Annotated in this window: 16 protein-coding genes; 2 read left to right on the top strand and 14 right to left on the bottom strand. The window is 60.5% G+C overall.

What is annotated here, in order from left to right; genetic code table 11:
• Positions 1–2: 2 nt before the first annotated feature.
• The 4 genes from fdhE to fdnG are packed head-to-tail and all read right to left on the bottom strand — an operon-like array spanning position 3 to position 5599.
• Positions 3–923 (bottom strand): formate dehydrogenase accessory protein FdhE, encoded by a 921-nt coding sequence (gene fdhE / locus K4A76_RS02415; protein ID WP_274411457.1) that lies wholly within the window; start codon positions 921–923, stop codon positions 3–5.
• A gap of 4 nt (positions 924–927) precedes the next feature.
• Positions 928–1584: a formate dehydrogenase subunit gamma gene (locus K4A76_RS02410; RefSeq protein ID WP_274411456.1), complete on the bottom strand. Its 657-nt coding sequence runs from the start codon at positions 1582–1584 to the stop codon at positions 928–930.
• Positions 1581–2531 carry a formate dehydrogenase subunit beta gene (gene fdxH, locus K4A76_RS02405; RefSeq protein ID WP_009685687.1) on the bottom strand — a complete coding sequence of 317 codons (951 nt, stop codon included), beginning with the start codon at positions 2529–2531 and terminating at the stop codon, positions 1581–1583. The genes K4A76_RS02410 and fdxH overlap by 4 nt, the downstream gene beginning before the upstream one ends.
• A complete protein-coding gene (gene fdnG, locus K4A76_RS02400; RefSeq protein WP_146226816.1) occupies positions 2531–5599 on the bottom strand; it encodes a formate dehydrogenase-N subunit alpha in 3069 nt (1022 codons plus the stop codon). Before fdnG ends, fdxH begins: the two co-directional genes overlap by 1 nt.
• Positions 5600–5843: 244 nt before the next feature.
• Between fdnG and K4A76_RS02395 the strand changes: the two genes are divergently transcribed.
• Positions 5844–6344: a GlcG/HbpS family heme-binding protein gene (locus K4A76_RS02395; RefSeq protein WP_274411455.1), complete on the top strand. Its 501-nt coding sequence runs from the start codon at positions 5844–5846 to the stop codon at positions 6342–6344.
• Between the two features lie 87 nt (positions 6345–6431).
• Here K4A76_RS02395 and K4A76_RS02390 read toward each other — a convergent pair whose 3' ends face one another.
• Positions 6432–6980: a single-stranded DNA-binding protein gene (locus tag K4A76_RS02390; RefSeq protein WP_009681967.1), complete on the bottom strand. Its 549-nt coding sequence runs from the start codon at positions 6978–6980 to the stop codon at positions 6432–6434.
• A gap of 9 nt (positions 6981–6989) precedes the next feature.
• Positions 6990–8384: an MFS transporter gene (locus K4A76_RS02385; protein ID WP_009681966.1), complete on the bottom strand. Its 1395-nt coding sequence runs from the start codon at positions 8382–8384 to the stop codon at positions 6990–6992.
• A 129-nt stretch (positions 8385–8513) separates the two neighbouring features.
• Between K4A76_RS02385 and uvrA the strand changes: the two genes are divergently transcribed.
• Positions 8514–11348: an excinuclease ABC subunit UvrA gene (uvrA, locus tag K4A76_RS02380; protein ID WP_029885054.1), complete on the top strand. Its 2835-nt coding sequence runs from the start codon at positions 8514–8516 to the stop codon at positions 11346–11348.
• Positions 11349–11482: 134 nt separating this feature from the next.
• On the opposite strand, the gene bfr is transcribed toward uvrA, so the two are convergent.
• The 8 genes from bfr to rpmJ all read right to left on the bottom strand — a co-directional run bounded on the left by bfr (position 11483) and on the right by rpmJ (position 16823).
• The gene (bfr, locus tag K4A76_RS02375) at positions 11483–11947 is read right to left on the bottom strand and encodes a bacterioferritin (protein ID WP_009681979.1); all 465 of its coding nucleotides are present in this window, start codon (positions 11945–11947) and stop codon (positions 11483–11485) included.
• A 162-nt stretch (positions 11948–12109) separates the two neighbouring features.
• Complete coding sequence (locus K4A76_RS02370) at positions 12110–13549, bottom strand: catalase (protein ID WP_274411454.1); 1440 nt, start codon at positions 13547–13549, stop codon at positions 12110–12112.
• Between the two features lie 172 nt (positions 13550–13721).
• The gene (rplQ, locus tag K4A76_RS02365) at positions 13722–14108 is read right to left on the bottom strand and encodes a 50S ribosomal protein L17 (RefSeq protein ID WP_003255451.1); all 387 of its coding nucleotides are present in this window, start codon (positions 14106–14108) and stop codon (positions 13722–13724) included.
• Between the two features lie 42 nt (positions 14109–14150).
• On the bottom strand, positions 14151–15152 hold the full coding sequence (locus K4A76_RS02360) for a DNA-directed RNA polymerase subunit alpha (protein WP_003255452.1): 1002 nt from the start codon (positions 15150–15152) through the stop codon (positions 14151–14153).
• Positions 15153–15174: 22 nt separating this feature from the next.
• A complete protein-coding gene (gene rpsD / locus K4A76_RS02355) occupies positions 15175–15795 on the bottom strand; it encodes a 30S ribosomal protein S4 (protein WP_009681977.1) in 621 nt (206 codons plus the stop codon).
• 15 nt (positions 15796–15810) lie between these two features.
• Positions 15811–16200, bottom strand: coding sequence for a 30S ribosomal protein S11 (gene rpsK, locus K4A76_RS02350; RefSeq protein WP_003255454.1), 390 nt, complete (start codon positions 16198–16200; stop codon positions 15811–15813).
• An 18-nt stretch (positions 16201–16218) separates the two neighbouring features.
• Positions 16219–16575, bottom strand: a complete 357-nt coding sequence (rpsM, locus tag K4A76_RS02345; RefSeq protein ID WP_009681976.1) for a 30S ribosomal protein S13 — start codon at positions 16573–16575, stop codon at positions 16219–16221.
• Between the two features lie 131 nt (positions 16576–16706).
• A complete protein-coding gene (rpmJ, locus tag K4A76_RS02340) occupies positions 16707–16823 on the bottom strand; it encodes a 50S ribosomal protein L36 (protein WP_002555468.1) in 117 nt (38 codons plus the stop codon).

The raw sequence follows: 16823 nt of genomic DNA, 5'->3' as shown, positions 1-16823 counted from the left end.
CACTAACCGGGCGCAAGCATCAGGTTGGGCGCCAGGCGATGAAAACCTTCCTCGTCCAGGCGCATGTCCAGCGCAAGGCTGGCCAGGTCGTCGGCCAAGGGCTCGGCCGCTGCGTCGTTTTCGAGGTAGTTCTGCTTGAGGTAGCTTTCACACCCCGGGCAGCACTCGGCCCGTAGGGGCGCCTTGCCGGGTAAATGGCGGTCATTATCAAGGCTGGTATAGCGCAAGTCCTTGCTCGACTCGCAGTACACGCACTTGACCCGCACCACATGCCATTCACAGGCACACAACGAGCACACCATATAGCGCAGGCCGTTGTGCTTGCCACGGTTGCGTACCACCCCGGCCATCGCCGGCGAGCCGCAGGCCGGGCACTGGGCCAGGCTGCCAGCGGGTTTGAGTTCAGGCGCCGGCAATGCCAGCAGCCAACTGGACCAGGCCGCCTGCAACGCAGCCCCGAGCAATGGCACCAGTGCGGCCGGCACCGCGTCATACTGCCCTGCCAGCAACGCGAACCCCCAGCCTTTGCGCTGGTTGTCATCACTGTCACGCAGGACCTGCAAGGCCTCCGCCAACGGACCATGGGGGTCGTCGCCAAAGTGACCGAGCAAGGCCTGCAACCAGACCAGCCAAGCCCCGTCACGTACCAGGCTGTCTGCCGCCAGCGGCGGCAAACCATGGCTTATGCACAGGCGCTGGCGCGCCTCAGCCACCGGCAGGGCGCCAGGGGGGTTATCCACAAGCTGCTGCTGCACACGGCACAACCGCGCAACCAGCCTCAGGTAGTCGCCCAGGGCATTGCCCTGGGCCAGCGTGTCCAAACGCGCAGCCCGCACTTCAAACAGGTTGGCCGGCGGCAGGTGCAGAAACGGCGGCATCACCGCCGACGCTTCGATCTGCCCAGGTTCGAGTATCGTGCTCAAGCGCTCATCCTTCTTTTCGTCCGTGATGACTCGGCGGCTTGTCGCCAGTCACTTCGCGGTACCACAGTTCATGGTGCTTGCGTGCCCAGGCGCGGCTTACCCAGCCGTGCAGCATGGCGCCAATCGAGCCTTTGATCCAGATACCGGCGTAGATGTGCACGATAATGCTGAGGATCAGCACGAAGGCCGCCAGTGCATGCAGCAACGCCGACAGGCGAATTACCTCGATGCCGAACCAGTGGCTGAAATACGCTCGCCAGATCACCACACCACTGACCAGCAAGACCAGCATGCACACCAGCAGGGTCCAGAACAGCAGCTTCTGCCCGGCGTTGTACTTGCCCATTGGCGGTACGCCCTCCTCCTGGTTACGCATTACCCGGTCAACCCGCCGCAGCCAGAGGCGATCATTCGCGGTGATGAAGTTGGCCCGCCAGAAGCGCACCACCAAGCCAACGAAGAACACGAACATCGCCACCCCCAGAAACGGGTGCAGGATGCGCGTCCACGGCCCACCGCCAAACAAGTTGCTAAGCCAGAACAGTGCCGGGTGAAACAGCGCCAACCCCGACAGCCCGGCGAGAAAGAACAGGATCGCCACCAGCCAGTGGTTGCTGCGCTCGTTGGCGTTGTAACGCAAGATGGGTTTGTTGTCGTTCATGGCCGCTGCTCCCCTTGCCCACCGGGCTTGCTCGGATCATAGACATGCACTGCAGGGTCCACTGTCTGCACGCTCGGGTCGGCTGCGGCCGGGTGTTCGTCCTCCTCCACCCGCTGAGGCCCGACCCGCACATAGTGGAAGAACCCGGCCAGCACCGCTGCGCCCATCGCCAACAAGGCCAGGGGCTTGGTAAAGCCCTTCCACAACCCCACCAGCGGGCTGATCACCGGCTGGTCCGGCAGGCCGGCATACAGCTTGGGGGTATCAGCATGGTGCAACACGTACATCACGTGGGTACCGCCGACGCCATCCGGGTCATACAACCCGGCGTTGTCGTAGCCACGCGATTTCAGGTCGACGATGCGCTCGGCGGCATGCACCTTCATCTCGTCCTTGGTGCCGAACACAATTGCCCCGGTCGGGCAGGTTTTCACACAAGCCGGCTCCAGGCCCACGGTCACGCGGTCGGAGCACAGGGTGCACTTGTACGCCTTGTGGTCTTTCTGCGAGATGCGCGGAATGTTAAACGGGCAGCCGGTGATGCAATAGCCACAGCCAATGCAGTGGTCCTGGTTGAAGTCGACGATACCGTTGGCATGCTTGATGATCGCCCCTGGGCTTGGGCACGCCTTGAGGCAGCCTGGCTCGGCACAATGCATACAGCCGTCCTTGCGGATCAGCCATTCCAGGTTGCCGTCGTCGCGCTCGTGCTCGGTAAAGCGCATCAGCGTCCAGGTCTCGGCAGTGAGGTCCTGGGGATTGTCGTAGGTGCCGTGGTTGTGGCCGACCTCGTCACGCAGTTCGTTCCACTCCGAACACGCCACCTGGCAAGCCTTGCAGCCGATGCACTTGGTGGTGTCGATCAGCTTGGCGACTTCCTGCTGCTGGCGTACCGAGGGCGGCACGGTGGTGGTGGCCGAGCGGGCGATGATGTCTTGGCTGGCCATCAGAGTTTCTCCACTTTGACGAGGAACGACTTGGACTCTGGCGTCTGCGTGTTGCCGTCACCCAGGAATGGCACCAGGGTGTTGGTCAGGTAGCCATGCCGGGTTGCGCCGGTGAAGCCCCAGTGCAGCGGAATGCCGATCTGGTGCACGGTCTGGTTGTTGACCTGCAGCGGGCGAATCCGCTTGGTCACGACCGCCACCGCGTCGATATGGCCACGCTTGCTCGACACCCGCACCCGGTCGCCAGCCTTGATGCCTTTTTCATTGGCCAGCACCTCGCCGATCTCGACGAACTGCTCGGGCTGGGCGATGGCGTTGAGCCGGCAATGCTTGCTCCAGAAGTGGAAGTGCTCGGTCAGCCGGTAGGTGGTCGCCGCGTACGGGAATTCATCGTGCTTGCCGAGGGTGTCCCATACCGAGTCGAAGATGCGCCCGGCCGGGTTGCTGATCGCCTTCTTGTTCTGCGGGTGCAGCGGGTTGATGCCAATCGGCGTTTCGAACGGCTCGTAGTGCTCGGGGAACGGGCCTTCGGCCATCTTGTCGATGGCGAAGAACCGCGCCACGCCCTCGGGGTTCATGATGAACGGGTTCATCCCCGCCTCGGGTGGCGAGTCGACCTTGAAGTCGGGCACGTCGGTTCCGGTCCAGGTCTTGCCGTTCCACCACACCAGGCGTTTCTTTTCCGGATCCCAAGGCTGACCTTGCGGGTCGCTGGAGGCACGGTTGTAGAGGATGCGGCGGTTGGCCGGCCAAGCCCAGGCCCAGTTCTGCACCTGGTGCATGCCGTACGGGTCGCTGTTATCGCGGCGAGCCATCTGGTTGCCCTGCTCGGTCCAGCAGCCGGCAAAGATCCAACAACCCGATGCCGTGCTGCCATCGTCCTTGAGTTGACCGAAGCCCGACAATTGCTGGCCAGCCTTGAGGGCTGCACCGGCAGCATCGGTAAGGTCGGTGACCGCCCAGCCGTTCATTTCCTTGGCCAGTTCCTCGGGGGATGGCTCATCAGCAATCTTGTACGGCCAGCTGATGTTCATGATCGCATCAGGGTAGGTACCGCCCTCGGTCTGGTAACGCTGACGCAGGCGCAGGAACAGCTCGCTCATGATCTGCACGTCGGTGCGGGTTTCGCCCGGCCCGTCGGCACCTTTCCAGTGCCACTGCAGCCAGCGGCTGCTGTTGACCAGCGAGCCATCTTCCTCAGCGAAGCAGGTGGTGGGCAGGCGGATCACTTCGGTCTGGATATTGGCCGTGTCCACGTCGTTGAACGGCCCCATGTTGCGCCAGAACTCCGAGGTTTCGGTGGCGAGCGGGTCCATGACCACCAGCCACTTGAGCTTGGCCAAAGCCGCAGTGACGCGGTTCTTGTCCGGCAGCGCGGCGATCGGGTTGAAGCCTTGGCACATGTAGCCGTTGACCTTGCCCTGCCCCATCATCTCGAACATGCGCAGCACATCGTAAGCCGGCACATCGAGCTTGGGCAGCCAGTCATAGCCCCAGTTGTTTTCAGCCGTGGCGTTGGCACCGTACCAGGCCTTCATCAGGCTGACATGGAACTTGCCGTAGTTCTGCCAGTAAGACAGCTGCCCCGGGCGCAGCGGTTTGGAGGCGCGCTTGTCGATATAGGCTGCGTAATCCTGCTCGGCGTCACCGGCCAGGGTCAGGTAGCCCGGCAGCGAATTGGACAGCAGGCCAAGGTCGGTGAGGCCCTGGATGTTGGAGTGGCCGCGCAACGCGTTGACCCCACCACCAGGCATGCCCACGTTACCCAGCAGCAACTGCACCATGGCGGCACTGCGGATGATTTGCGCACCGATAGAGTGTTGCGTCCAACCCAGGGCGTAGAGAATCGTCATGGTCTTGCCCGGTACCGAGCAGCTGGCGATCTCTTCCCAGACTTTCATCATGGCGTCCTGCGGCATGCCACAGGTCATGCTCGCCAACGCCGGGGTATAGCGGCTGTAGTGCTGCTTCATCAGCTGGAACACGCAGCGCGGGTGCTGCAGTGTGGGGTCGACCTTGGCGTAGCCGTCCTCACCTAGCTCATATCCCCAGCCGGACTTGTCGGCGTACACGCGCTTGGCCTCGTCGTAGCCGCTGAACAGCCCGTCTTCGAAGCCATAGTTCTCTTTGACGATGAACGACACGTCGGTGTAATTGCGCACGTATTCGTGCTGGATCTTGTCGTTGCTCAGCAGGTAGTTGATCAGCCCACCCATGAAGGCGATGTCGGTACCGGTACGGATTGGCGCGTAGTAGTCGGCCACCGAAGCCGTTCGGGTAAATCGCGGGTCGACCACGATAAGCCGCGCCTTGTTGTGCGCTTTGGCCTCGGTCACCCATTTGAAGCCGCACGGATGCGCTTCTGCTGCGTTGCCACCCATCACCAGGACCAGATTCGCGTTGGCGATATCTGACCAGTGGTTGGTCATGGCGCCACGGCCGTACGTCGGGGCAAGACTTGCCACCGTCGGGCCATGTCAGACACGTGCTTGGTTATCGAACCCCAGCATGCCTGTTGCGCGGATGACCTTGTGGGTCAGGTAGCCCGCCTCGCTGGAGGCGGCGGAGGCAGCGAGAAAACCGGTGGTGAGCCAGCGGTTGACGGTTTGCCCCTGGGCGTTCTTCTCGATGAAGTTGGCGTCACGGTCCTGCTTCATCAGGTCGGCAACGCGGTCCAGGGCCTCGTCCCAGCTGACCCGTACCCATTCCTGGCTGCCAGGCTTGCGCACCTCTGGGTACTGCAGGCGGCTCGGGCTGTGGATAAAGTCCAACAGGCCGGCACCTTTCGGACAGAGGGTGCCGCGGTTGACCGGGTGGTCGGCGTCACCTTCGATATGAATGATGTTCTGTTTGACGTTCTTGCCCGCATCGCCCTGGCTGTACAGGATCAGGCCGCAGCCGACCGAACAGTACGGGCAGGTATTTCGGGTCTCTTTGGTGTGCGCCAGCTTGAAGTGGCGCACCTGCTCGGCAAAGGCTGGCGTGGGGGCCATGCCCAACGCCGCCAGGCTCGAGCCTCCAAGGCCGATAGCGGCGACCTTGAAGAATTGCCGACGGTTCAGGTCCATCGTGCACTCCTGATCAGGTTTGGACGCACGAAACATTGCCGGCGCCTCTTGGTAGTCACGGTGGCGGGCCAAATTCTGCTCGCCAATGGATAAGACTAGTCAAGAATCGAGAAGGTGCGATGACATGTGTCAGGTAGAGAGCACTATGCCGGGTTACTGGGCTCATCACTTTCGGAAATGGACTACATAACTCCGCCCAGAAAGTTACTAGATTGAGGAAAATTCCGACAAAGGACCTGTCCCCATGAACACCAAGCCTCTGCTGCTGAGCCTGCTGATCGCCGGTACTGCCATCGTCGCACCCGCTTCTGCAGCCACTTCGGACGAAGCAGCTTCGTCGCTCACCTCGCAACAAGCGCGAAACATGGCGGCAGCCGCCGAACTGGCGGCCATGGCCCAAGGCCATGCGATCGTCATCAGCATCATCGACAACCACGGTAAGCCCAAGTATTTCCACCGTATGGACGGCGCAGACAAAGCCAGTATCAAGCTGGCGCAACTCAAGGCTGAGACTTCTGCCCGCTTCCCCTTGGCCTCACCCACCTCTGGCGAACACCGCCCTGCACACCCGGCTAAACCCTATGCATCGTTGCCGGGGCTCACCTTGCTGGAGGGAGGCCTGCCAATCATGGACAAGAATGGCATGCACATCGGTGGCATCGGCATCAGTGGCGCAACGCCGGAGCTGGATGCGCAGTTCACCCGGGTGGCGCTTGAAGAACTGGGTGGTGAAAGCACCCTCTAAGGTGACTGCGCTGGCCTGCCGCATTCATAAAAAAACCCAGGGCCAAGGCCCTGGGTTTCTGGTTTCGCTAGCCGCCTGATGTTCTGATCAGAACGGAATATCGTCATCGAAGCTATCGAAGTCAGCAGCCGGCTGAGGCGCTGGCTGCTGTGGCGCCGGGCGCTGAGGGGCCTGTTGCGGGCGCTGGGCCTGCTGGCGCGGCGGGGCCTGGTTGTACTGCTGTTGACCACCACCCTGGTTGTAGTTGCCGCCACCCTGGTTGTACGGATCACCGCCTTGCTGCTGGCCCTGCGGGCGCCCGCCGAGCAGCTGCATGGTGCCGTTGATGTCGACGATGATCTCGGTGGTGTAACGCTTGATGCCATCTTTTTCCCACTCGCGGGTCTGCAGCTTGCCTTCGATGTAGCACTGCGAACCTTTACGCAGGTACTCACCGGCAATTTCGGCAACCTTGCCGAACAGCGACACACGGTGCCACTCGGTACGCTCGACCTTCTGGCCCGACTGCTTGTCGGTCCACTGCTCGCTGGTAGCCAGGCTCAGGTTGGTCACGGCGTTACCGTTGGGCAGGTAGCGGACTTCGGGATCCTGGCCACAAGTGCCGACCAGAATGACTTTGTTAACCCCACGGGCCATAACGTTCTCCTAGGCTTCGCACGCCGAAGAGGCTGGATTCACCAGTCGCTCGAGGGTCGCACGGTCCAAAATTTTCGTATCCAGTTTGATATAGATGGCAGCTTCTTCAGCAACCACCACAGCGTCGGTCACACCCGGCACGGCCATCAGTCGCTCGGTCAGGCCGGCTTCCCGGGCTGCCTCTGGCGTCAGCGGCATGCGCAAGCTGGTCACATACGGCGGCTCGTTCATGGACAACGCGACGATCAGCCAGATTGCACACAATACCGCGCAGCCGAGGAATACCGTGTCCAACCCACCGTGCTGGAACAGCCAGCCACCCAGAATTCCACCCAGTGCCGCACCAAGGAACTGGCTGGTGGAATAAACCCCCATTGCCGTGCCCTTGCCACCGGCAGGCGACACCTTGCTCACCAGCGAAGGCAGCGAGGCCTCCAGCAGGTTGAATGCGGTAAAGAATACCACGGTGCCAATCACCAGTCCGCGCAAACCGTCAGCCCACTCCCAGAAGTATATCTCTGTCAGCAGCAAGACACTGACTGCTCCGGCCAACACACGCTTCATCTTGCGCTTTTTTTCGCCGTAGATGATGAACGGCACCATTGCAAAAAATGAGATGAACAGTGCGGTCAGGTAGACCCACCAGTGCTGCTCTTTTGGCAGCCCGCCACGCTCGACGAAGGCCAGGGGCAACGCGACGAAGCTGGCCATGAGGACGGCATGCAGCACGAAGATGCTCACGTCCAGGCGCAAAAGGTCCGGATGACGCAGGGTCGGGCCGAGTGCCTTGCGCGCCACACCCGACTCGCGGTGCTGCAGAAGGCTGTGGGTACTGGGCACGACGAAGGCGATCAGCAGGATGCCGACCAGGGCAAGCCCGGCAGTGGCAAGGAACAATCCTGACAAACCAAAGGCACTTGTCAGCAGTGGCCCGACGACCATGGCCACGGCAAACGACAGGCCGATGCTCATGCCGATCATGGCCATGGCCTTGGTCCGGTGTTGTTCACGGGTCAGGTCCGAGAGCAGCGCCATGACGGCAGCCGAAATTGCCCCGGCACCTTGCAGGATGCGCCCCGCGATCACCCCCCAGATAGAGTCGGCCTGGGCCGCCAGGACACTGCCCAAGGCAAAGATCACCAACCCCAGGTAGATGATCGGGCGCCGCCCGATGCGGTCGGAAATCATCCCGAACGGAATCTGCAATACCGCCTGGGTCAGGCCATAGGCCCCGATGGCCAGGCCAATCAACGCAGGTGTGGCACCGGCCAGGTCCATGCCGTAGGTGGCCAGTACCGGCAAGACCATGAACATGCCCAGCATACGAAAGGCAAAGACCAGGGCCAGGCCACCAGCAGCGCGGGTTTCGCTGCTGCTCATGCGCTCGTTGTGGGTGTCATGCATGGCGTAACCTCGTGTGAACCGGCGGCGATTCTATCAGTCCGACAGCTTGACGGCATCTACGCGACGCTTTGCCGCGTACTGGCAGGGGGCCGTATAATTCTTTGTTTATGCCCGCCAAGCGAGGCCGCAGTGGACAAGATCCTGATTCGTGGGGCACGTACCCACAACCTGAAGAACATCGACCTGACCTTGCCCCGGGACAAGCTGATCGTGATCACCGGCCTGTCCGGTTCCGGCAAGTCTTCGCTGGCGTTCGATACCCTGTACGCCGAAGGCCAGCGCCGCTACGTGGAATCGTTGTCGGCCTACGCCCGGCAATTCCTGTCGATGATGGAAAAGCCCGACGTCGACACCATCGAAGGTCTGTCCCCGGCAATCTCCATCGAACAGAAATCGACGTCGCATAACCCGCGCTCGACGGTCGGCACCATCACCGAGATCTACGACTACCTGCGCCTGCTGTACGCTCGCGTCGGTACCCCACGCTGCCCGGACCACGACATTCCGCTGGAGGCGCAAACCGTCAGCCAGATGGTCGACCTGGTGCTGGAGCGCCCCGAAGGCAGCAAGCTGATGCTTCTGGCGCCGGTAGTGCGCGAGCGCAAGGGCGAGCACCTGGCAGTGTTCGATGAAATGCGCGCGCAGGGTTTCGTGCGCGCCCGGGTCAACGGCAAGCTCTATGAGCTTGATGAGTTGCCCAAGCTGGACAAGCAGAAGAAGCACAGCATCGATGTGGTAGTGGACCGCTTCAAGGTGCGCGCCGACCTGCAGCAGCGCCTGGCCGAATCGTTCGAAACTGCGCTGAAACTGGCCGACGGGATTGCCCTGGTGGCACCGATGGACGATGAGCAAGGCGAAGAGACGATCTTCTCCGCCCGTTTCGCTTGCCCGGTGTGCGGCCACGCGATCAGCGAGCTGGAGCCCAAGCTGTTTTCCTTCAACAACCCGGCGGGTGCCTGCCCGACTTGCGACGGCCTGGGTGTGAAGCAGTTCTTCGACACCAAGCGCCTGGTCAATGCCGAGCTTACCTTGGCCGAGGGTGCCATCCGCGGCTGGGACCGCCGCAACGTGTACTACTTCCAGATGCTCGGCTCACTGGCGGCGCACTATGGCTTCAGCCTGGAAGAGCCGTTTGGCGAGCTGTCTGCCGAACACCAGAAGGTGATCCTGCAAGGCAGCGGCAAGCACAGTGTCGACTTCAAGTACCTCAACGACCGCGGCGATATCGTCAAGCGCTCGCATCCGTTCGAAGGCATTGTGCCGAACCTGGAGCGCCGCTACCGCGAGACCGAATCGGCCACCGTGCGTGAAGAACTGGCCAAGTTCCTCGGCACCCAGCCCTGCCCGGACTGCCGCGGCACCCGCCTGCGTCGCGAAGCGCGCCACGTGTGGGTTGGCGAGAAAACCCTGCCGGCGGTCACCAACCTGCCCATTGGCGATGCCAGCAGCTATTTTGCCGAACTGACCCTGACCGGTCGCCGCGGCGAAATTGCCTCGAAAATCCTCAAGGAAATCTGCGAACGCCTGCAGTTCCTGGTCAACGTAGGCCTCGACTACCTCACCCTGGACCGCAGTGCCGACACCTTGTCGGGGGGCGAGGCCCAGCGTATCCGCCTGGCCAGCCAGATCGGCGCAGGCCTGGTGGGGGTGATGTACATTCTCGACGAACCGTCGATCGGCCTTCATCAACGCGACAACGACCGCCTGCTGGCGACGCTCAATCACCTGCGCGACCTGGGTAACACGGTCATTGTGGTGGAGCATGATGAAGACGCCATCCGCCTGGCGGACTACGTAGTGGACATCGGCCCAGGTGCGGGCGTACATGGCGGGCAGATCGTTGCCGAGGGGTCGCCGCAGGAGGTCATGGACCATCCTGACTCGCTGACGGGCAAATACCTGTCGGGGCGCAAGAAGATCGTCGTGCCCGCCAAGCGCACGCCGCGCAACAAGAAGCTGCAACTCAAGCTGAAGGGGGCGCGCGGCAACAACCTGCAGAATGTTGACCTCGAGGTGCCGATTGGCTTGTTGACGTGCGTGACCGGGGTATCTGGCTCGGGCAAGTCGACGCTGATCAACAACACCCTGTACCCGCTGGCAGCGACCGCCCTGAATGGCGCGAGCAGCATCGAGGCGGCGCCGCATAGCAGCATGGACGGCCTGCAGCACCTGGACAAGGTAGTGGATATCGACCAGAGCCCGATTGGCCGTACCCCGCGCTCGAACCCGGCTACCTACACCGGCATTTTTACTCCGATCCGTGAGCTGTTCTCCGGCGTGCCCGAGTCGCGCTCCCGCGGTTATGGCCCCGGGCGCTTCTCGTTCAACGTCAAGGGCGGCCGCTGCGAGGCCTGCCAGGGCGATGGCTTGATCAAGGTGGAAATGCACTTCCTGCCGGACATCTACGTACCCTGCGACGTGTGCAAGAGCAAGCGCTACAACCGCGAGACCCTGGAGATCAAGTACAAGGGCAAGAACATCCACGAGGTGCTGGAGATGACAATCGAGGATGCCCGCGAGTTCTTCGATGCGGTGCCGGCGTTGGCGCGCAAGCTGCAAACACTGATGGACGTGGGTTTGTCCTACATCAAGCTGGGGCAGTCGGCGACCACCCTGTCCGGCGGCGAGGCGCAACGGGTCAAGCTGTCCCGCGAGCTGTCCAAGCGTGACACCGGCAAGACCCTGTATATCCTCGACGAGCCGACCACTGGCCTGCACTTTGCCGATATTCAGCAGTTGCTGGACGTGCTGCACCGCCTGCGCGACCACGGCAACACCGTGGTGGTGATCGAGCACAACCTGGATGTGATCAAGACGGCCGACTGGCTGGTGGACCTGGGGCCAGAGGGTGGCTCCAAGGGTGGGCAGATCATTGCCTGCGGTACGCCGGAAGAACTGAGCGAGATGAAACAGTCGTATACCGGGCATTACCTGAAACCGCTGCTGGAGCGGGATCGGGCCTAAGGAATTTGGGGGCGCTTTGCGCCCCATCGCGACACAAGGCCGCTCCTACAGGCGATCGCATGAACCTTTGGGTTGCGCGATCGCCCGTAGGAGCGGCCTTGTGTCGCGATGGGCTGCAAAGCAGCCCCCGGCTCTTACATCTGCGATTGCAGGTAATTTTCCAGGCCAATGGCCTTGATCAGCCCCTGCTGCTTTTCCAGCCAGTAGGTATGATCTTCTTCAGTGTCGGCCAACTGCGCACGCAGAATGTCGCGGCTGACATAGTCCTTGTGCAATTCGCACAACTCGATGCCTTTGCACAACGCAGCGCGCACTTTGTATTCAAGCTTGAGGTCGGCTTCGATCATTTCCGGCACGGTGCTGCCGACTTCCAGGTCGTCTGCACGCATGTCAGGCGTACCCTCCAGCATGAGGATACGACGCATCAGCGCATCAGCGTGTTGCGCCTCTTCTTCCATCTCGTGGTTGATACGCTCGTAGAGTTTGGACAGGCCCCAGTCTTCGTACATGCGCGAATGAATGAAGTACTGGTCGCGTGCCGCCAGTTCGCCCTTCAGCAGCGTGACGAGGTAGTTGATTACGTCCGGATGGCCTTGCATCGCCCTGTTTCTCCATGTGGAAGCTTCTATGCCGCATAGTGTGAACCAGCTTTTGCCGAAGGTCACTGAAAAAGGCGGAATCCGGGCAAAAAATCGGCTAAACAGTAGTGATATTCATTGAAAAACCGCCCAAATGAGGGCGGTTCTTCTTATCACTTCGAGTTAAGCGAGATTCACGCCCAACGCCTTGGCGATACCTTCGCCATAGGCCGGGTCAGCCATGAAGAAATACTGCAACTGGCGCTGGATGACATCGTCACTGACCCCTGCCATGGCCCCGGCGATGTTGCTGATCAGCAGCGCCTTCTGCTCGTTGCTCATCAAGCGGAACAGCGCGCCGGCGTGGCTGTAGTAGTCGTTGTCCTCACGGTGATCATGGCGGTCCGCTGCACCGGTGAGCGCCAGTGCAGGTTCAGCGTGACGCGGTGACTGCTTGGGTGCGTCGGCGTAGCTGTTAGGCTCGTAATTCGGCGCCGCACCATAACTGCCGGCCGCCATGGAGCCGTCGCGCTGGTAGCTGTTCACAGCGCAGCGCGGTGCATTCACCGGCAGTTGCTGGTGGTTGGTACCGACACGGTAGCGGTGGGCGTCAGCGTAGGCGAATACGCGGCCCTGCAGCATGCGGTCGGGTGACAGACCAACGCCAGGCACCATGTTGCTAGGCCCAAACGCTGCTTGCTCGACTTCAGCGAAATAGTTGAGCGGGTTCCGGTTAAGCTCCAGCACCCCCACCTCGATCAGCGGGTAGTCCTTCTGCGACCAGGTTTTGGTGACGTCGAACGGGTTTTCCTCACGGCTCGCCGCCTCCGCTTCGCTCATGACCTGCATGCACACGGTCCAACGCGGGTAGTCACCACGCTCGATGGCTGCAAACAAGTCGCGCTGAGCATAGTCCGGATCGGTACCGGCCAGGCGCGCCGCTTCTGCGGGGGCGAGGTTCTTGATGCCTTGCTGGGTCTTGAAGTGCCACTTCACCCAGGTGCGCTCGCCTTTCTGGTTGATCAGGCTGTAGGTGTGGCTGCCAAAGCCGTGCATATGGCGATAGCCATCCGGGATGCCTCTATCCGAGAACAGAATGGTCACCTGATGCAGCGCTTCAGGCGAATACGACCAGAAGTCCCACATCATCTGGGCATTCTTGAGGTTGGTCTGTGGGTGGCGCTTCTGGGTGTGGATAAAGTCCGGGAACTTCAACGGGTCGCGAATGAAGAACACGGGGGTGTTGTTGCCCACAATGTCCCAGTTGCCTTCTTCGGTGTAAAACTTTACAGCGAAGCCGCGCGGGTCACGCTCGGTATCGGCTGAACCACGCTCGCCACCGACGGTGGAAAAACGCAGGAAGGTTTCGGTTTGCTTGCCGATTTCGCCGAAAAGCTTGGCGCTGGTGTAGGCCGTTATATCGCGGGTGACGGTGAAGGTGCCGTACGCACCCGAACCCTTGGCGTGTACGCGGCGCTCCGGAATGTTCTCACGATTGAAATGGGCGAGCTTCTCGATGAGGTGGAAGTCGTCGAGCAACAATGGGCCACGTGGGCCGGCGGAGCGGGAGTTCTGGTTGTCGGCTACTGGTGCACCGCTGGCGGTGGTAAGAGTCTTGCTCATGGGCTCTCCTTATCGGTCTTCGAACGCCGGCTGATCGGCTATGGGGAGAGTATCGATGCGCCAGGCCGCCAGAACAAATTCATTAGATGACTTGAATCAATAGAAATACACAATAGCTGCATGCACAAAAAACCGGGCACTAGGCCCGGTTCTTTGTAGCAGACAGAACGTCTTACTCAGCAGCTTCTACAGCACCGCCGACCGGACGATCAACCAGCTCGACGTACGCCATAGGCGCGTTGTCGCCAGCGCGGAAACCGCACTTCAGGATGCGCAGGTAGCCGCCCTGACGGGTGGCGTAACGCTTGCCCAGGTCGTTGAACAGTTTGCCAACAGCGGACTTCGAACGGGTACGGTCGAAGGCCAGACGACGGTTAGCAACGCTGTCTTCCTTGGCCAGGGTGATCAGCGGCTCGGCAACGCGGCGCAGTTCCTTGGCTTTCGGCAGGGTGGTTTTGATTAGCTCGTGCTCGATCAACGACACTGCCATGTTCTGGAACATAGCCTTGCGGTGAGAGCTGGTACGGCTCAGGTGACGTCCACTTTTACGATGACGCATGATTCATTCCTTACCAAACACTACGTTCGGTGATTACGACGATCAGGCGGTCGCCTTGTCGTCTTTCTTAAGACTTGCAGGCGGCCAGTTGTCGAGGCGCATGCCGAGAGACAGACCACGAGAGGCCAGGACGTCCTTGATTTCAGTCAGGGACTTCTTGCCGAGGTTAGGAGTTTTCAACAGCTCTACTTCGGTACGCTGAATCAGGTCGCCGATGTAGTAGATGTTCTCCGCCTTCAGGCAGTTGGCCGAACGTACAGTCAGTTCCAGGTCGTCAACCGGACGCAGCAGGATCGGATCGATCTCGTCTTCCTGCTCGACTACGACAGGCTCGCTATCACCTTTGAGGTCGACGAACGCGGCCAACTGCTGTTGCAGGATGGTCGCAGCGCGGCGGATAGCCTCTTCAGGGTCCAGGGTGCCGTTGGTTTCCAGATCAATGACCAGTTTGTCCAGGTTGGTACGCTGTTCAACACGGGCGTTCTCGACCACATAGGCGATACGACGCACCGGGCTGAACGAAGCGTCCAACTGCAGACGGCCAATGCTACGGCTTTCGTCTTCGTCGGTTTGACGGGAGTCGGCCGGCTCGTAACCACGACCACGAGCTACAGTGAGCTTCATGTTCAGGGCGCCGTTCGACGCCAGGTTCGCGATTACGTGATCGGGGTTGACGATCTCGACATCGTGATCCAGCTGAATATCGGCAGCGGTAACCACCCCCGAACCCTTTTTCGACAAGGTCAGCGTAACTTCGTCACGACCGTGCAGTTTGATAGCCAGGCCTTTCAGGTTCAACAGGATTTCAATGACGTCTTCCTGAACACCTTCGATCGCGGAGTACTCATGGAGTACGCCATCGATCTCGGCCTCGACTACTGCACAGCCAGGCATGGAGGACAACAGGATGCGGCGCAGCGCGTTGCCCAGGGTATGGCCGAAACCACGCTCGAGAGGCTCGAGCGTAATCTTGGCGCGGGTCGGACTGACTACCTGCACATCAATATGGCGGGGAGTCAGGAACTCATTTACCGAAATCTGCATGGATGCACCTATTTTCTAGCCCTTACTTGGAGTAGAGCTCGACAATCAGGTTCTCGTTGATGTCGGCAGACAGGTCGCTGCGAGCAGGAACGTTCTTGAAAACGCCCGACTTTTTGGCAGCATCCACGTCAACCCACTCAACGCGGCCACGCTGGGCGCAGAGTTCAAGGGCTTGAACAATGCGCAGCTGGCTCAGCGACTTCTCGCGAACCGCGACCACGTCACCCGGACGAACTTGGTAGGATGGAATGTTTACAGTTTTACCGTTGACGCTGATCGCTTTGTGCGAAACCAGCTGACGGGACTCGGAACGAGTCGAGCCGAAGCCCATACGGTAAACGACGTTATCCAGACGGCACTCGAGCAGTTGCAGCAGGTTCTCACCGGTTGCGCCTTTTTTCGAGGCAGCAGCTTGGTAGTAACCGCGGAACTGACGCTCCAGAACACCGTAGATACGACGAACTTTTTGTTTCTCACGCAGCTGGGTGCCGTAGTCGGACTGACGGCCACGGCGCTGGCCGTGGATACCTGGGGCTGCTTCGATGTTGCACTTCGATTCCAGAGCGCGAACGCCGCTCTTCAGGAACAGGTCAGTGCCTTCACGACGAGACAGTTTGCATTTTGGACCAATGTAACGTGCCATTCTTCTGTCTCCTGATTACACGCGACGCTTCTTCGGCGGACGGCACCCGTTGTGCGGGATAGGCGTCACGTCGGTGATGCTGGCGATCTTGTAGCCGCAGCTGTTCAATGCACGAACGGCGGACTCACGACCTGGACCTGGACCCTTGACGTTTACGTCGAGGTTTTTCAGACCGTATTCCAGCGCAGCTTGACCAGCACGCTCAGCAGCAATCTGAGCTGCGAACGGGGTGGATTTGCGCGAACCACGGAAACCCGAACCACCGGAGGTCGCCCAGGACAAAGCATTGCCCTGACGGTCGGTGATGGTCACGATGGTGTTGTTGAAAGATGCATGGATGTGGGCGATGCCATCAACCACTGTCTTTTTAACTTTTTTACGAGGACGAGCAGCAGGTTTTGCCATGTCTATATTCCTGGGCGATTACTTGCGGATCGGCTTACGCGGGCCCTTACGGGTGCGTGCGTTGGTCTTGGTGCGCTGACCGCGAACCGGCAGACCTTTACGATGACGCAGGCCGCGGTAGCAACCCAGGTCCATCAAGCGCTTGATCTTCATGTTGACGTCACGACGCAGGTCACCTTCAGTGGTGAACTTCGCGACTTCGCCACGCAGGGTTTCGATTTGCTCGTCGCTCAGATCCTTGATCTTTGCGGCTGGGTTTACACCAGCGTCTACACAGATCTTCTGTGCAGTTGTGCGACCGACACCATAGATGTAGGTCAGCGAGATAACAGTATGCTTGTTATCTGGAATGTTGACGCCTGCAATACGGGCCATTCAGTGGGACTCCAATTGACAGCTACCTACGCCCCGGAAGCCAAGAAATAGGGCGCGAGATAATATCGCTGTAGAAACGAATAATCAACCCAGCAGCACACTAGCTGCTGGGTTTGAAGCGCAGATCACACTCAGCCTTGGCGCTGTTTGTGACGCGGTTCCGCGCTGCAGATCACTCGTACGACGCCTTCGCGACGGATGATCTTGCAGTTACGGCACAGCTTTTTCACCGATGCACGAACTTTCAT

It is taken from the genome of Pseudomonas sp. NEEL19 (assembly GCF_028751975.1).
In the GTDB taxonomy this organism is placed as follows: Bacteria; Pseudomonadota; Gammaproteobacteria; order Pseudomonadales; family Pseudomonadaceae; genus Aquipseudomonas; species Aquipseudomonas juntendi.
This window is presented reverse-complemented; position numbering and strand designations above follow the sequence as displayed.

Excerpts from the sequence above, each read along its gene's own strand:
- K4A76_RS02410 (WP_274411456.1), bottom strand. The coding sequence starts at position 1,584 with ATGAACGACAACAAACCCATCTTGCGTTACAACGCCAACGAGCGCAGC.
- fdxH (WP_009685687.1), bottom strand. The coding sequence starts at position 2,531 with ATGGCCAGCCAAGACATCATCGCCCGCTCGGCCACCACCACCGTGCCG.
- K4A76_RS02395 (WP_274411455.1), top strand. The coding sequence starts at position 5,844 with ATGAACACCAAGCCTCTGCTGCTGAGCCTGCTGATCGCCGGTACTGCC.
- K4A76_RS02390 (WP_009681967.1), bottom strand. The coding sequence starts at position 6,980 with ATGGCCCGTGGGGTTAACAAAGTCATTCTGGTCGGCACTTGTGGCCAG.
- K4A76_RS02385 (WP_009681966.1), bottom strand. The coding sequence starts at position 8,384 with ATGCATGACACCCACAACGAGCGCATGAGCAGCAGCGAAACCCGCGCT.
- bfr (WP_009681979.1), bottom strand. The coding sequence starts at position 11,947 with ATGCAAGGCCATCCGGACGTAATCAACTACCTCGTCACGCTGCTGAAG.
- K4A76_RS02370 (WP_274411454.1), bottom strand. The coding sequence starts at position 13,549 with ATGAGCAAGACTCTTACCACCGCCAGCGGTGCACCAGTAGCCGACAAC.
- rplQ (WP_003255451.1), bottom strand. The coding sequence starts at position 14,108 with ATGCGTCATCGTAAAAGTGGACGTCACCTGAGCCGTACCAGCTCTCAC.
- K4A76_RS02360 (WP_003255452.1), bottom strand. The coding sequence starts at position 15,152 with ATGCAGATTTCGGTAAATGAGTTCCTGACTCCCCGCCATATTGATGTG.
- rpsD (WP_009681977.1), bottom strand. The coding sequence starts at position 15,795 with ATGGCACGTTACATTGGTCCAAAATGCAAACTGTCTCGTCGTGAAGGC.
- rpsK (WP_003255454.1), bottom strand. The coding sequence starts at position 16,200 with ATGGCAAAACCTGCTGCTCGTCCTCGTAAAAAAGTTAAAAAGACAGTG.
- rpsM (WP_009681976.1), bottom strand. The coding sequence starts at position 16,575 with ATGGCCCGTATTGCAGGCGTCAACATTCCAGATAACAAGCATACTGTT.
- rpmJ (WP_002555468.1), bottom strand. The coding sequence starts at position 16,823 with ATGAAAGTTCGTGCATCGGTGAAAAAGCTGTGCCGTAACTGCAAGATC.